This is a genomic window from Actinorectispora metalli (assembly GCF_056323685.1).
This window is the reverse complement of sequence record NZ_JBREYE010000001.1, coordinates 3,350,976-3,365,308: the sequence shown is the minus strand read 5'-3', so window position 1 is coordinate 3,365,308 and position 14,333 is coordinate 3,350,976. Positions and strand designations below refer to the sequence as shown.

14 protein-coding genes are annotated in these 14,333 nt (G+C 67.9%); 6 read left to right on the top strand and 8 right to left on the bottom strand.

Annotated elements, in window-relative coordinates; genetic code table 11:
* Positions 1 to 140: 140 nt before the first annotated feature.
* The 4 genes from ACU6XJ_RS15845 to ACU6XJ_RS15830 all read right to left on the bottom strand — a co-directional run bounded on the left by ACU6XJ_RS15845 (position 141) and on the right by ACU6XJ_RS15830 (position 4,484).
* Positions 141 to 1,979, bottom strand: a complete 1,839-nt coding sequence (locus ACU6XJ_RS15845; protein ID WP_476311715.1) for a CheR family methyltransferase — start codon at positions 1,977 to 1,979, stop codon at positions 141 to 143.
* A gap of 55 nt (positions 1,980 to 2,034) precedes the next feature.
* The gene (locus ACU6XJ_RS15840) at positions 2,035 to 2,763 is read right to left on the bottom strand and encodes an STAS domain-containing protein (RefSeq protein ID WP_476311712.1); all 729 of its coding nucleotides are present in this window, start codon (positions 2,761 to 2,763) and stop codon (positions 2,035 to 2,037) included.
* Positions 2,760 to 3,827, bottom strand: coding sequence for a chemotaxis protein CheB (locus tag ACU6XJ_RS15835; protein WP_476311710.1), 1,068 nt, complete (start codon positions 3,825 to 3,827; stop codon positions 2,760 to 2,762). The genes ACU6XJ_RS15840 and ACU6XJ_RS15835 overlap by 4 nt, the downstream gene beginning before the upstream one ends.
* 75 nt (positions 3,828 to 3,902) lie before the next feature.
* Positions 3,903 to 4,484 carry a DUF305 domain-containing protein gene (locus ACU6XJ_RS15830; protein WP_476311707.1) on the bottom strand — a complete coding sequence of 194 codons (582 nt, stop codon included), beginning with the start codon at positions 4,482 to 4,484 and terminating at the stop codon, positions 3,903 to 3,905.
* 186 nt (positions 4,485 to 4,670) lie between these two features.
* Between ACU6XJ_RS15830 and ACU6XJ_RS15825 the strand changes: the two genes are divergently transcribed.
* The 5 genes from ACU6XJ_RS15825 (at position 4,671) to ACU6XJ_RS15805 (ending at position 9,191) form a co-directional block, all read left to right on the top strand.
* Positions 4,671 to 6,077: an LVIVD repeat-containing protein gene (locus ACU6XJ_RS15825; protein ID WP_476311704.1), complete on the top strand. Its 1,407-nt coding sequence runs from the start codon at positions 4,671 to 4,673 to the stop codon at positions 6,075 to 6,077.
* Between the two features lie 158 nt (positions 6,078 to 6,235).
* Positions 6,236 to 6,688, top strand: a complete 453-nt coding sequence (locus tag ACU6XJ_RS15820) for an STAS domain-containing protein (RefSeq protein ID WP_476311701.1) — start codon at positions 6,236 to 6,238, stop codon at positions 6,686 to 6,688.
* A gap of 128 nt (positions 6,689 to 6,816) precedes the next feature.
* The gene (locus ACU6XJ_RS15815) at positions 6,817 to 7,536 is read left to right on the top strand and encodes an STAS domain-containing protein (protein ID WP_476311698.1); all 720 of its coding nucleotides are present in this window, start codon (positions 6,817 to 6,819) and stop codon (positions 7,534 to 7,536) included.
* A gap of 172 nt (positions 7,537 to 7,708) precedes the next feature.
* Positions 7,709 to 8,863: a S8 family peptidase gene (locus tag ACU6XJ_RS15810; protein ID WP_476311697.1), complete on the top strand. Its 1,155-nt coding sequence runs from the start codon at positions 7,709 to 7,711 to the stop codon at positions 8,861 to 8,863.
* Positions 8,864 to 8,867: 4 nt separating this feature from the next.
* On the top strand, positions 8,868 to 9,191 hold the full coding sequence (locus ACU6XJ_RS15805) for a glutaredoxin family protein (RefSeq protein WP_476311694.1): 324 nt from the start codon (positions 8,868 to 8,870) through the stop codon (positions 9,189 to 9,191).
* 239 nt (positions 9,192 to 9,430) lie between these two features.
* On the opposite strand, the gene ACU6XJ_RS15800 is transcribed toward ACU6XJ_RS15805, so the two are convergent.
* Complete coding sequence (locus ACU6XJ_RS15800) at positions 9,431 to 10,270, bottom strand: undecaprenyl-diphosphate phosphatase (protein WP_476311691.1); 840 nt, start codon at positions 10,268 to 10,270, stop codon at positions 9,431 to 9,433.
* Positions 10,271 to 10,392: 122 nt separating this feature from the next.
* On the opposite strand from ACU6XJ_RS15800, the gene ACU6XJ_RS15795 reads away from it, so the two are divergent.
* Positions 10,393 to 11,166 (top strand): ABC transporter ATP-binding protein, encoded by a 774-nt coding sequence (locus ACU6XJ_RS15795; protein ID WP_476314044.1) that lies wholly within the window; start codon positions 10,393 to 10,395, stop codon positions 11,164 to 11,166.
* On the opposite strand, the gene ACU6XJ_RS15790 is transcribed toward ACU6XJ_RS15795, so the two are convergent.
* The 3 genes from ACU6XJ_RS15790 to ACU6XJ_RS15780 form a co-directional block, all read right to left on the bottom strand.
* Entirely contained in the window at positions 11,163 to 11,858 is a 696-nt protein-coding gene (locus tag ACU6XJ_RS15790; protein ID WP_476311688.1) for an SDR family NAD(P)-dependent oxidoreductase, read from the bottom strand. The two genes, ACU6XJ_RS15795 and ACU6XJ_RS15790, sit on opposite strands and share 4 nt — an antisense overlap.
* An 80-nt stretch (positions 11,859 to 11,938) precedes the next feature.
* The gene (locus ACU6XJ_RS15785) at positions 11,939 to 12,829 is read right to left on the bottom strand and encodes a sigma-70 family RNA polymerase sigma factor (protein WP_476311686.1); all 891 of its coding nucleotides are present in this window, start codon (positions 12,827 to 12,829) and stop codon (positions 11,939 to 11,941) included.
* Positions 12,829 to 14,322, bottom strand: a complete 1,494-nt coding sequence (locus ACU6XJ_RS15780; protein WP_476311683.1) for an amidohydrolase — start codon at positions 14,320 to 14,322, stop codon at positions 12,829 to 12,831. The genes ACU6XJ_RS15785 and ACU6XJ_RS15780 overlap by 1 nt, the downstream gene beginning before the upstream one ends.
* Positions 14,323 to 14,333: the final 11 nt, after the last annotated feature.

Genomic DNA, 14,333 nt, shown 5'->3' with positions numbered 1-14,333 from the left:
TTCGCCACAGCCTCTACCCCGCCTCCGTTGCACGGACGTTCGTCGCTTACCTACTCGTGAGTATACCTACTCCCGAGTAAAATAACCGAGGAATCCGGGCAGTGGGGTACGCCATAAGCGCGCGGGCACAAAAAGCGGCGCTAGTCCTCCTGCTCCATGATGAGGATCGCGCCGGTGGGGTTGTCCTTGGAGTCGTGCAGGACCGAGCAGCCGACCCGTACCAGGATGCTGCAGCCGCGGCGGTTGATGGCCTGGAGCTGGATCTCCTCCGAGCCGTTGCCCTCGCTCAGGCACGCCTTGATCAGCGGGCGGAGCTGATCGGTCGGCAGGCCGATATCGAGGTTGAGGAAGTGCTCCCCGATGGCCTCCTCCTGCCGCAGACCCCACAGGTCCTCGGCCTGGCGATTCCACACCTGCACCCGCATCTCCGGGTTCAGCACGGCGACGCCCGCGTGCAGGCTGGTCAGGATGGCGGCGAGGAAGGCGTTGGCCTCGTCCAGCTCGGTGGTGCGGTCCCGAAGCTCGTCGTTGATCGTCTGGAGCTCGTCGTTGGTCGACTGGAGCTCCTCGTTCATCGTCTCCAGCTCCTCGTTGGTGGACTGGAGCTCTTCGTTGGTGGTCTCCAGTTCCTCCACGGTCGACTGCAACTCCTCGTTGGTGGTCTCCAGTTCCTCATTGGTCGACTGGAGCTCCTCGTACGCCGTCTCCAGCTGCCGGTTGGCGTGTTCGAGTTCGGCCTGGAGCCGCTTCGACGCGGTGATGTCGTGGAACACCAGTGCCACCCCGAGCAGGCGGCTTTCCCCGTCGAAAACCGGGTTCACCTGGATTTCCAGCGACAGGACGTCGCCGGGGCCTTGGGCGAACTCGACATCGGAGACCACGGCCATCCGCCGCTCCCGCTGCACCTGCTCGATGTAGCGGCGCAGCTCCACGGGGCGGTAGGAGACGTCCAGGTCGCGGAAGGGCCTGCCGACATCCCGCGCCGACAGGCCGAACAGCTTCTCCGCCTGCCGGTTGATCAGCGCCACCAAGCCGTCGGCGGTGACGCCGATCTGTGCCACCGGGCTGGCCACGAACGCCTCGTCACGCAGCAGGTCGAGGCCGTGGAGCTCTATTCGGGGCGGGGGTTGCGGCAGGTCCAGGTAGAGCGGACCGGTCGAGCTGGCCAGCCGGGCCATCCGCCGGAATACCCTGCGCTTGAGGTCGATGGGCTGGAACAGGCTGCTGTGCCCCAGCAGCATCTCGGCCTTGCCGAGGAACAGCAGACCGCCGGGCGCGAGCGCGAAGTGGAACCGGGACAGGATGCGCGCCTGTGTCTCGGCGTTGAAGTACATCAGCGCGTTGCGGCAGGTCAGCATGTCGATGCGGGAGATGGGGGCGTCCTGCACCAGGTCATTGCGACCGAAGATGACCGAGCGCCGCAGGTCCTTGCGGAAGACGAACCTGTTGCCCACCGGCTCCAGGTACTTCTCGATCATGTCCTGGGGAACGTTGCGCAACTCGCGTTCCACGTAGGTGGCGTGCCGGGCGTAGGTGAGGCCTTCCTCGTCCACATCCGTGGCGTAGATCTTGACGCGCTTGCGGAAGTTCTCCGCCCCCAATTCCTCGGCCAGCACCATGGCCATCGTGTACGCCTCCTCACCCGAGGCGCAGCCCGCGGTCCAGATCCGGATCGGCGAGTCCGGCTCCTTCTCGGCCAGCATGCCGGGCAGCACGTCGGCACGCAGGTAATCCCAGGCTTCGGGGTCGCGGAAGAAGGCGGTGACGTTGATCAGGATGGTGTTGAAGAGGGCGGTGAACTCCTCCTGGTGAACCTGGAGGTAGTCGAGGTACTCCACGTAGTCGGCGACGTTCACCTGCGCCATCCGCCGGTTCATCCGGCGCATCAGGCTGGAGCGCTTGTAGCCGGTGAAGTCGAAGCCGCGGGTCTCCTTCAAATAGACCAGAAGGGCCTCGAACTGAGGATCTGGGGCGTCCATGTCCCGCCTCCAACCAGGCCCGCGGTCCGTACCGTCAGCGCCCCCCACTGAATCCTCATTGCGCTGTACGCAGCGTAGCCCAGACCACCTTGCCGTCCTGTGTCGGCATTGCGCCCCAGGAGGCGGTGGACGCCGAGACGATCACCATCCCGCGGCCACCGAGATCGGCGGGCGCGGGTGCCTTCGGGGTGGGCAGCGTGGTGCTGTAGTCCCGGACCGAGATGTGCACATAGCGTGACCGCTCGGTCAATGTCACCACGAAGTCGGTCTCGGCGTGCCGGACGGCGTTCTCGGCCAGTTCGCTGACCACGATTCGCGCCGCGTCGAGCAGTTCCTCATGACCCCATTCCTGGAGGGTGTGCTCCAGGAAGCGCCGCGCCTGGGTCGGTGCCTGCCGGGTGCAGGGCAGCCAGCGCCACGCTCGCTTGGGCGGCGGGGTTCGCGCAATAAGCATTTCCGCGTCCTGTCTTGTCGGACACAACCGGATGGTGTTGGGAATTGCCAGGCGGTGCAGCGCCAGCCTCAACTCCGGAGAGATCGCACAGAGGATGAGCTCGACGCCAGGCAGTGCCCGCTGGTACAGCGCACGGAACACGGTTGCGGCGGTCCGATCGGTCAGCCGCAGCCCCGACAGGTCGAGCACCAGCGCCCGTGGCTGGTCCGCCACCGCCTTCAGTACGTTCCGCCGCAGCACGTGTTCGTTGTGCAGGCCGAGTGCGCCGGAGACGGTGATCCACATGTCCGGGTGGTCAACGGTGAGAACACAGTCCATACCGGTGCTCACGGCTGCTCACCCTTGATGTCCTGGCCGCGGTACAGCCCGTCGATGAGCGTGCGGACCTGCATGGCCGCGTGGTCGTTCTCCCGCGCCTGCCGCTGGTAGTGATCCGCCCACCGCAGGTTCGTCCTCTCCTCGGCGCTGGCCGCCATCCGCCGGGACAACGCGGCCCGCTCCTGAAGGCTGCGCACCGCGATCCACAAAGCGCTCTCCCAGGCATCCCGCTGCTCGCTCAGCAACGAGTCCGGCGACCAGGCGTGACCGATTCGGCAGCGGTACCTCGGGGAGGGGCTGCCGTCCAGTTCGAACAATGCGCCGTTGCACGCCGGGCAACCCAAGCCCGCGGGCCGTGAGGGGATATCGTCCTCGGTGCTGGTGATCTCCATCCGGGCCATTTCGGTCTCCGCGCGCGTTAGCTCCGATATGGCCACGGAGGGTTTGGTCGCCGACTCGGCGACCAGTTTGGTGACAAGTGCCCCGATGTCGCCCGCAGGCGCCACATGATCGACCCGAACGTGCTCCACCGCATTGCGCGGCATGGAGGGGTACATCGCCTCCTCCGGGTCTTGCACGACCGCGGTTCCGCCGCGCTCCACCAGCGTGGCCAGTCCTGCCGCGCCGTCGTCCCGGGTGCCGGAGAGGATGACGCCGATCGCACGCCCGCCGTAGTGCCGTGCCGCGGAGCGGAACAGCGGGTCCACCGCCGGGCGGTGCCCGTTCTCGATGGGCCCGTGCGACACCCCGAGTTGGCCGTTGCCGGTCACCAGCAGGTGGTGGTCCGGGGAGGCTACGTAGATTCGCCCTGGCCGGATGGCCTCCGGTCCGTAGACGTGCGTGGCGGGCAGTGCGCCCGCCCTGCTCAGGATGCCGGGCAGTGCGCTCGGGGCGGTGCGTGGGATGTGCAGCACGACCAAGACGGCCGCGGTGAATGCGCTGGGCAACTGGGAGATGACGCTGCGGAGTGCTTCCACGCCGCCAGCCGAGGCTCCGATGACGACGAGGTCCCGCCGCGTCATCCGCTCGCCGAGGCTGCGAGCCTGGCTGCCGGTTCCGGAGGTGTCATCGGCCACCCCCCTTGGCTACCCGGCCGGGCGCTGTCAATTCCCCCGCACGCACTGTAACTCTGATCGTTATGTACTGCCTTTTCAGGAGATCAAGGCACGCATTCGGCCTATTTCCGCCCGCTGAACGGCAATGACGTCCTGCGCCATCGCCTGGGCGAACAGCTCCTGTCCTGCGCCCAACTGTTCGGTGGCCATGGCGACCGCGCCCTCATGGTGGGCGATCATCAGCTCAAGGAAGGCGCGGTCGAAGGCGGCCTCCCTGGCCTCGCGCAGCCTGGTCAGTTGGTCGGGAGTGGCCATGCCGGGCATCGCCTCGTGGCCGTGGTCCCGAGCGGGCAGCGGCTTGCCGTGTTGTTGCAGCCAGCCGACCATCTGCTTGATCTCCGGGTTCTGGCTGCCCTCGATGCGCCCGGCCACGCCGAGCACTCCTTCACTGCGCGTGCGCTCGCGCGCGAGCGCGCTCATCTCCAGCGCCTGGCGGTGGTGGATGATCATGCGCTGCACATAGCGGACATCGGCCTCCGTCACCGGAGCGTCACTGCGGGAGACCGAGGCGCCGGGGACGGTGCTCGCGGGCTCACCGGGGCCGCCGGGGACGATCACCGAGGCGGTGCTGGTGGGCTCGGCGCCCCCACCACCTCCGCAAGCAGCGGCCAAGGCCATCACCCAGAGGCATAACGCTATGCGCATAACTCGCGCCATGGCATTTGGCCCGCTTCCTTCTCTTGATTACCAACTGGGACGACCGTACGGTCAATTTACCGAACGGCAAAGCCATGTTTTTGTCCGTTTCGGGCAGCTGCCCAACGAGGTGGTCTCTGCAACCTTCGGGGTGAGGGGAGGTGGGAGATGTCTCCCGCCAATGGTCCATTGAAACGTGCCCGTTTACTGCTCACGGCCGCCGCGGTCGCGGTACTCGGCCTGCCCGCGGTCCCGGTGTCCGCCGAACAGGCGGTACTCGCGGCCGATGAGGTGTCCATGAGCAAGAACATGCGGCACCTCGCCAACCTGCCGAAACAGGCGCCGTTCGACAAGCCGGGCTCGCTCGGCACGGACATCGCCTTCCAGGGGCACTATGCGATTGCCGGAAACTATGACGGTTTCGTCATCTACGACATCCGCAATCCACGGAAACCCTCGATCGTCAGCCAGGTGTTCTGCCCCGGCGGTCAGAACGATGTTTCGGTGAGCGGGAACCTGCTCTTCCTGTCCACCGACTATCCACGCAGCAACAATACGTGCACCAGCGAGCCTCGAAAGGTGACCGATGAGGGCGCCTGGGAGGGCATGAAGATCTTCGACATCACGGACAAGGCGAATCCGCGTTATGTCGCCGCCGTGGAGACCGACTGCGGTTCGCACACCCACACCGTGGTGCCGGACAACAAGAACCCGGCCAACCTGTACCTCTACGTTTCCTCCTACGACGTGCGCTCGGGTGCCGCCCGCTGCGGCGAGCCGCACGACAAGATCACCATCATCAAGGTGCCGCGGACCGATCCGACGGCGGCCAAGATCGTGGCCACCCCGGTGCTGTTCCCGGACGGCGGCTTCCCCGGCAGGCCGGGCCAGTTCCCGGACTACGCCTCGGCCACCAGCGGCTGCCACGACATCACCGCCTACCCGGAGAAGGACCTCGCGGCGGGCGCGTGCATGGGTGACGGCATCCTGATCGACATCAAGGACCGCGAGAAGCCCAGGGTGACCGAGCGGGTCCGCGATACGGTCAACTTCGCGTTCTGGCACTCGGCCACGTTCAACAACGACGGCACGAAGGTCGTCTTCACCGACGAGCTTGGCGGCGGAAGCTCGCCGACCTGCAACGCCGCCCTCGGCGCCAAGCGCGGCGCGAACGGGATCTACGACCTGCGCGGTGGCAAGCTGACCTTCCGCAGCTACTACAAGATCCCGCGGCTGCAGACCGAGCAGGAGAACTGCGTCGCGCACAACGGGTCGCTGATCCCGGTGCGCGGGCGGGACATCATGGTGCAGGCTTGGTACCAGGGCGGGATCTCGGTATGGGACTTCACCGACTCGGCCAACCCGAAGGAGATCGGCTTCTTCGAGCGCGGCCCCGTCGACCCCGCCAAGCTCATGACCGGCGGCTCCTGGTCTGCCTACTACTACAACGGCCGCATCTACTCCAGCGACATCCAGAAGGGCCTTGACGTCCTGGACGTCCTCGACCCGAGCACCCTGCCGGGCAAGGCGGTCCGGGTGCCGGAACTCAACGCCCAGACGCAGTACTCGTTCTGAGGATGCTGTACGGGGCCGCCTTTGGTGGCCCCGTACGGCTTCTGGTCCTATTGAGTGTCAAACAGGCAAACCACACTCGCTTCACGACTCATCTCATACTCTGGTTCCTGCGCTCTTCAACGGATTCAGCCTTCGGACCGTTAAAGGGGACCGGAAATATGGAACGCCAGACCCCAACCCGAGACTGGTGGGATAGCGAGCACGTCAATGAGCTGGGGGATCTGGAGCGACTGGACGGCGCCCCTCTTCGACTTTGTGCGGATCGGCTGGGCGAGGCCCTGCTGGTCAGCGCCGAGGGAGAACTGGATCTCTCCACCGCCCCGATCCTGCGGAGCTTTCTACAGCAGCATTGGGTCGACTACCGCAGGCCATTGGTGCTTGATCTGACCCCGCTGACCTTTCTGGCCCGAGCCGGGGTTGCGCTGCTGCTCGTGCTGGCCACCAGGGCTGCCCGAGAGGGCGGTTCGGTGCGCATCGTGCGGACGCCGCCCCAGGTGGACCAGGCGCTCGGCGGTATCCTCCGCAGCCGTTTTCGGATATTCCAGAACGTAAGCGACGCCCTGCGGGACATCGACAAAACAGAAGCCGATATGTCCTGGAATTCACTCTGATGCCTGTCGTGAGAGAAGAGTGGATCGGGCATTCCCGGGTAGTCACGAAGCCGGCCACCGCCCACCCCCCAGAGGGACCAATGCTTACGGCAAATGGGATCGCATTCGTTGATTATGCAAGCGCGGTCGTGATCCGCCCCAGCGGACATCTGGACCGCCACCTGGCAAAGGCACTGCACACCGCTGTAGAGGGCCAGGTCGAGAAGGCCCCGCTGGCCATCGTGATCGACCTTCGCGAGCTTCGCGTCGTCGAACGGCTACAGCTGTTCATTCTCTTGGCCCTGCACCGCATCGCCAGTCAGGCCCCAGAGGTGCCGCTGCTGCTCGCGGGACCCTCTCCGGTGCTTCGACGGGACCTGGAGAGCATGGCGATCCAACGGGCCGTCCCCACCTACCCCTCGGTCGAGACCGCACTGCACAACATCAGCCGCCGGTACCGCCGCCGCACCGCCCAGCACTTTCCCTCCGCGGCGTCGACGCTGTCCGTGGCGCAGACCTTCGTCGAGGACACCTGCGCCCGCTGGGAGATCGGCCGGGCGATCGACCAGTCGCTGTTCGTCGTGACCGAACTCGTCCGCAACGTGCTCTCGCACACCAACGCGCCCTGCGAGGTCCGGCTCGACCACTGGCGCCACTACCTCACGATCGGGGTGTGGGATGCCGACAACGAACTGCCCGAGCCCCACCCCGGTGGAGGGCTCGACCTGCTCGGGTTGGTCGTGCAGACCTGGGGTGTCATCCCGCACCGGCTCGGGGGTAAGACAGTGTGGGCCACGGTGCCGATTCCCGCGGCCGTCGAGCTTCGTTTGACCAGAGGACAGGCCGGGGAGACCCCGGTTCCGGACTGAGGCCGTGGGGCCGTGCCCTGCACGCACGGCCCCACGACAGACGCGGGACGTGCCCGCCGGTCCACGGTGCGGCAGTGATCGTCCGGTATCAATCCGGGCAACGCTAGGTAGGGTGCCTGGATTTTGCGACCATGAGAGGCGTTCTCGTCACCCTGCAACGAGGAGCTTGTTCATGATCACCAGAATTCAGGCTGCCCTCTGCGCGGCCGCCATCACCTTGCTGGGCTTACCCGCCACCGCGTCGGCCGACGGTCACATCATCGGCGCGTCCGCTCCGGGTGCGGTGCCGAACTCCTATCTCGTCGTGTTCAAGCCAGGCTCCACTGTGGACGCCGGACGCCACGGGAGAACTCGGGTGGAGCACCGCTGGTCGGCGGCGCTGCACGGTTTCGCCGCCACCATGAGCGAAGCCACGGCCAGGCGTTATGCCGCCGATCCCACAGTCGCGTACGTGGAACAGGATCGCATGGTGTCGGCCTGGGGCGAGCAGCCCGACCCGCCGTGGAACCTCGACCGGGTCGACCAGCGGGCGCTGCCGTTGGACGGCAAGTACACCTGGGACACCACCGCGTCGACCGTGACGGCCTACGTTCTGGACACCGGAATCCGCACCTCGCACAGCGAGTTCGAGGGCCGCGCGCGGTCCGGGCGCGACACGGTGGACAACGACGCCGACGCCTCGGACTGCAACGGCCACGGCACCCACCTCGCGGGAGTCATCGGCGGCAAGACCTACGGCGTGGCGAAGAAGGTCAACCTGGTGGCCGTCCGAGTGCTGAACTGTCAGGGTTCCGCCACCTTCGCCAACATCATCTCCGGCGTGGACTGGGTCACCCAGAACGCCGTGAAGCCCGCGGTGGCGAACCTGAGCCTGGGCGGCGGCACGAACGGAGTGCAGGCGCTGGAGAACGCGATCAAGGCCTCGGTCGCGGCCGGCATCGTGTACTCGGCCGCCGCGGGCAACTCCAACAGCGACGCCTGCCAGTTCAGTCCCGCGCGGATTCCGGAGGTGATCACGGTCGGCTCGATGGACCACACCGACACCAGGGCGAGTTCGTCCAACCAGGGCCGCTGCGTCGACCTCTTCGCCCCGGGACGCGATATCCGCTCCGCCTGGCACACCGACGACAAGGCGGCCCAGCCGCTGTCGGGAACGTCGATGGCGACCGCGCACGTCACGGGCGGCGCCGCGCTGTACCTCGCACGCCAACCCCAGGCGACGCCTGCTCAGATCGCGGCGGAAATGGTGCGCAACGGGACGAAGGACGCGCTCAAGGGCCTCGGCGCGGGCACGCCCAACGTCCTGCTCTACACGTTGGCACACTGAACAGGTGGAAGCAGAGCAGACCGAGACGGTCGTGGAGATCTACTGGCGCCCGGGTTGCCCCTTTTGCACCCGGCTCTACCGCGGGCTGGAGCGGTACCAACTGCCGATCCGCGAGGTCAACATCTGGGAGGACCCGGAGGCCGCGGCCAGGGTCCGCTCGGTGGCCGACGGCAACGAGGTGGTGCCGACGGTGTTCATCGGCCCGCACGCCCTGGTCGGTCCCAGCCCGGAGACGGTGATGGCCGCGCTGCGCGACTTCGACCCGGAGTTGTACGAGCGGGCGACGGAGAACTCCAAGGGCTGGGTCAGCCGGATGTTCGGCCGCTGAAAACCCGTTGCGAGGCCTCTCCGGCGTTGCCTAGGGTTCGCGGTACACGAGAGAGGAGGTGGTCCTACGTTGATTTCGTACAGGACTCGTGAGGTGGCTGTCCGCTAAGGACCGCCTACAGGCTTGACCGCCCGACAGCGGTTCGAGCGAATACCAGACAGCTACCAGCCCCGCAGCGTCGAGCGACAGTCCGGCTCGATTCAGGCCGTTACGACGGTCCGCTGCGGGGTCGCTGTTTTCTAGTGCGAAACCGGGCCGGCAGCAGGGTCGAGGATGCCGAAGGCGATCAGACCGACCAGCAATACGCCGAGGGCGATGCGGTAGATCACGAACGGCAGGTAGCTGCGGGTGCTGATGTAGCGCATCAGCCAGGCGATCACCGCGTAGCCGACGGCGAAGGCGATCACGGTGGCGACGACGGTCGGCGCCAGGGGCGGGGCGCCCGCGGAGCCGACGTCGCCGAGCTTGTAGAAGCCCGACGCCAGCACGGCGGGCACCGCGAGCAGGAACGCGTACTCCGCGGCCGCTTTCCGGTTGTAGCCCATCGCCATACCCGCGGTGATGGTGCCGCCGGAGCGGGAGACGCCGGGGATCAGTGCCAGGGCCTGGGCGAAGCCGTAGAGGATCCCGTGTTTGACGGTGAGCTGGGTGAGTTCGCGTTCCTGGCGGCCGAAGCGGTCGGCCAGCGCGAGCAGGACGCCGAAGACGATCAGCGTGGTGGCGGTGACCCGCAGGTCGCGGAACGCGGTGTCGATGCTGTCCTCGAACAGCAGGCCAAGCACCGCGATCGGCAGCGAGCCGATGATCACCAGCCAGCCCATCCTGGCGTGCGGGTCGCTCCGCGAGGAAGGGCGGTACAGCGAGCGGAACCAGTTGGCGATGATGCGGCCGATATCGCGGCGGAAGTAGATCAACACCGCGGTCTCGGTGCCGATCTGCGTCACCGCCGTGAACGCCGCGCCGGGATCGTCCCAGCCCGCCAGGGCGGCGGTCACCCGCAGGTGGGCGCTGGAGGAGATCGGCAGGAACTCGGTGAGCCCTTGGATGATGCCGAGCACGATCGCCTCGAACCAGGTCACCGTCGTTCCCCCGGAGTGTGGGTTGTTACAGGTCGTTCACCATATGATCAGCGCCGCCCCACTCCGGCCTTAACTTAGGCTAGCCTGACCTGGTGAATGCGAGCAGACTGCGGGCCGACGGGATGCGGCTCGGCTACGACGAGCGCGTCGTTGCCGAGAATCTCAGCGTGACGATCCCGGACGGGTCGTTCACCGTGATCGTGGGCCCCAACGCCTGCGGCAAGTCGACGCTGCTGCGGGCCCTGTCCCGTCTGCTGACGCCCAAGCAGGGCGCGGTCTACCTGGACGGTCAGGCGATCCGGTCGTATAAGGCCAAAGAGGTCGCCAGAAGGCTGGGCCTGCTGCCGCAGTCCTCCATCGCCCCCGACGGCATCACAGTGGCCGACCTGGTGGCCCGCGGCCGCTATCCGCACCAGCGCCTGCTGCGCCAGTGGTCCCGCGAGGACGAGCGCGTGGTGGCCAGGGCGATGTCCGACACCGACGTCACGGACCTGGCCGAGCGCCTGGTCGACGAGCTGTCCGGCGGCCAGCGTCAGCGGGTGTGGCTGGCGATGGCGCTGGCCCAGCAGACGCCGATCCTGCTGCTGGACGAGCCGACCACCTTCCTGGACATCGCGCACCAGGTGGAGATGCTCGACCTGTGCGCCGATCTGCACGAGCAGGGCCGCACGCTGGTCGCCGTGCTGCACGACCTGAACCACGCCTGCCGCTACGCCACCCACCTGATCGCCCTGCGCGGCGGCGAGATCGTGGCTGAGGGCGACCCCCGCGAGATCGTCACCGCGACCCTGGTGGAGCACGTCTTCGGCCTGGCCTGCCGAGTGATCCCCGACCCCGAGACCGGCACTCCCCTGGTCGTTCCCGCCGCCCGCAAGGCAGCCGCGCTGGTGTCCTAGTCGGCCGCGGCGCCCGCGGTGATGTTGACGGCGGTCGCGGTGATGGACCTGGCGTGGTCGGATGCCAGGAAGGCCGCGAAGTGTCCCGCCTCGGCCAGCGTCGGCAGTCGGTTCAGCATGGTCTCGCTCTCGAAGCCCGCCGTGCGCAGCCAGACGACGCGGATGTCCTGCGGCCCAAGCTCACAGGCCCATTGCCTGCACATGCTCTCGACGGTGTGCCAGGTGACCATGGTGCCGCCCAGTTCGGGGTGCGGTGGTCCGTAGCCGGTGACGGTCATGATCACCCCGGAGCCCTGCTTGGCCATGTGTCGCGCCGCCGCTCGGGAGGTCGCGAACTGTGCCTTCACCGCGTTGATGATCGGCAGGCTGAATTGCTCGAACGGCATGGCGGCCAGCGGTGCTCCCTGGACGTCGCCGTACATGACGGCGTTGAAGCAGATGTCGATTCCGCCGACCCGGCTCGCCACGGCGTCGGCGTGCCGGTCGACGGCCTGCTCGTCGGTGGCGTCGACCTGCGCCGACTCGGCCCAGCCGCCCGCACCGGCGATGTCGTCGGCGACGGTGGCGAGAGTCGCGGGGGTGCGGCCCGCGAGGAACACCTTGGCGCCTTCGCGGGCGAAGGCGAGGGCCACCGCCCCGCCGACTGTTCCGCCCGCCCCGTACACCACGGCGATCTTGCCTTCCAACAGCATGTCGGCTTCCTTTCCGCTTCTGCGTACCCGACAGGCCATTGAGACGGCGCGGTGGGCGGAAAGGAATCGCTGTCCGTGGATCAGAGCCTGGTGGGCAAGCCGAAGGGCGGAAACACTTGCTCGCCGAAGCCGGTGATCTCGGCGATCAGACCGTGCTCGATCCGCACCACGTCCAGCGCGAAGGGCAGGAAGGCGGTCTCGCCGGGCCTGCGAAGGTAGAAGGCCGCCGCGGGCTGCCGGTTGGCCGCGGCGGGTACCACCCGCCAACTCCCGGTGCTCGGCCCGAAGGCGTCCCGCGCGACCGCGCTCACGATCGCGTCGCGACCGAGGTACCAGATCGGCTCCGGCGGCATCGTCAGCCGTGCGTCCTCGCTGAGCAGCCTGGCGAGCGCGGCCGGGTCGGCCTGTTCGTAGGCGAGCAGGTAGCGCTGAAGGACCGCCCGCTCCTCGTCGGTGGGCTCCCTCGATGATGCCCACCGGTCCCGGTCGGGAGGCAGGTGCTCCCGCATCAGTGCGCGGGCCCGCTGCACAGCGCTTTTCACGGCGGCCACGCTGGTGTCCAGCGCCGAAGCGGTCTCCGCTGCGGGCCAACCCAGCAGATCCCGGAGGATCAGCACCGCGCGCTGACGCGGCGGCAGGTGTTGGACCGCGACCAGGAACACCAGCTCGATCGTCTCCCTGGCCACGATCTCGGTCACCGGCAGCAGCTGATCGGGGAACGGATCGTAAGACACCAAGCGGCGGCGGTCGCGGTCGAGGAAGTCCAGGCAGGCGTTGGTCGCGATCCGGTACAGCCACGCCCGGACGGTGGATCGGCCTTCGAAGGCATCGCGGTTGCGCCAGGCCCGCAGGAACGTCTCCTGCACCAGGTCCTCGGCGTCCTCGAACGAGCCCACCATCCGATAGCAGTGCACCCGCAGCTCACGCCGGTACCGCTCCATCTCGGCGCCGAACGACGCGTCCTCGTCCACTAGACACCGTCGAGGACGGTGGACAGCACCTCGATCTCGGCGATGGTCGCCGGGTCGACCGTGAACGGGTCGTCGGCGAGCAGTACCAGGTCGGCGCGCTTGCCGGGGCTGATGCTGCCGACGTGCTGCTCGGCGTGGCAGGCGTAGGCGGCGTTGACGGTGTAGGCGGCGACGGCCTGTTCGACGGTGATGCCCTCGGCCGGTCCGATGACGCTGCCGGAGCGGGAGGTGCGGTCGACCATGAACTGGATGGCGCGCAGCGGGGCGCCGTCGGCGACCGGGCGGTCCGAGCTGCCGACCAAGGTGATGCCGTTGTCCAGGAAGGACTTGCCTCGGTACATCCACGGGGCGCGGTCCGGGCCCATGATGTTGGCGTAGTCGTCACCGTAGAAGTACAGGAAGCTGGGCTGCACCACCGGGATCAGGTCCAGCTCCGCCATCGCGGTCAGCTGGTCGGGCCTGGACAGTCCACAGTGCTCGATGCGGTGGCGGGCGGGCGGGCGGGGCCGGTCGCGCTGGGCCTTGGCGACGGCGTCCAGCGCCAGGTCCAGTGCCAGGTCGCCGATGGCGTGGATGGCCAGCTGCCAGCCCGCGCGGTGGCCGTCCACGATCGCGGCGGTCAGCTCAGCCGGGTCGGCTTGGAGTTGGCCGGAGCCTTCGGCGTTGCGGTACGGGGAGGTCAGCGCCGCGGTGCGGGCCATCATGCCGCCGTCGAGGTAGATCTTCATGGCGCCCAGGGACAGAGCGGGGCTGCCGAGGCCGGTGCGCAGGCCAAGGTCGATGGCGCGTGGCACGCCGTCGGCGGCATGAGCGGCGGTGGGACGCAGCAGGGCGGCGGCCGCCATCAGCTGCATGCGGACGGCGAGTCTGCCCTCGTCGTGCATTCGCTGGTACACCGCGGCCTCGATGGGGGTCTGCCCCAGCAGGCCGCCGCCGATGCCCGCCTCCGCGCACATCGTGATGCCCTGGGCGCGGCAGCGGGTGGTGCTGTGGGTGATCGCGCGGTCCAGTTCGTCCAGCGAGTAGGGCAGCCGCAGTGCGCGGGCCGCGGTCTGCGCGCCCTCCGCGAGATTGCCGTCCCCGTCGTAGCCCAACTCAGCCAGCACTCGGCTGTTCACCACGCAGGCGTGGCCGGATAGGTCCTGCACGTACACCCATCGCCCGCGGGCGATGGTGTCCAGATCGGCGGCGGTGAGCGGACGCTCCAGCCGTCGGTGGTCGTAGCCCGCCGCCTCCACCCACTGCTCCCCCGGCGCGTCGGCGAGGGTGTCAAGGACCTGGCGCACGCTCTCGCAGTGCGAGAGATCCACCGCCTGCGCGGCAAGGCCTTCCCAGGCGAGGTGGGTGTGCGGGTCGATGAAGCCGGGCAGCACGGTCGCGCCGCCGAGGTCGCGCACGGCACGGGCAGGCAGGTGGTCGATCTCGTCGTCGAGGCCGATGATCTGGCCGCGCCAGATGCCGATGGAGGAGGCGGTGGGCCGGGCCGGCTCCATGGTTCGGATCC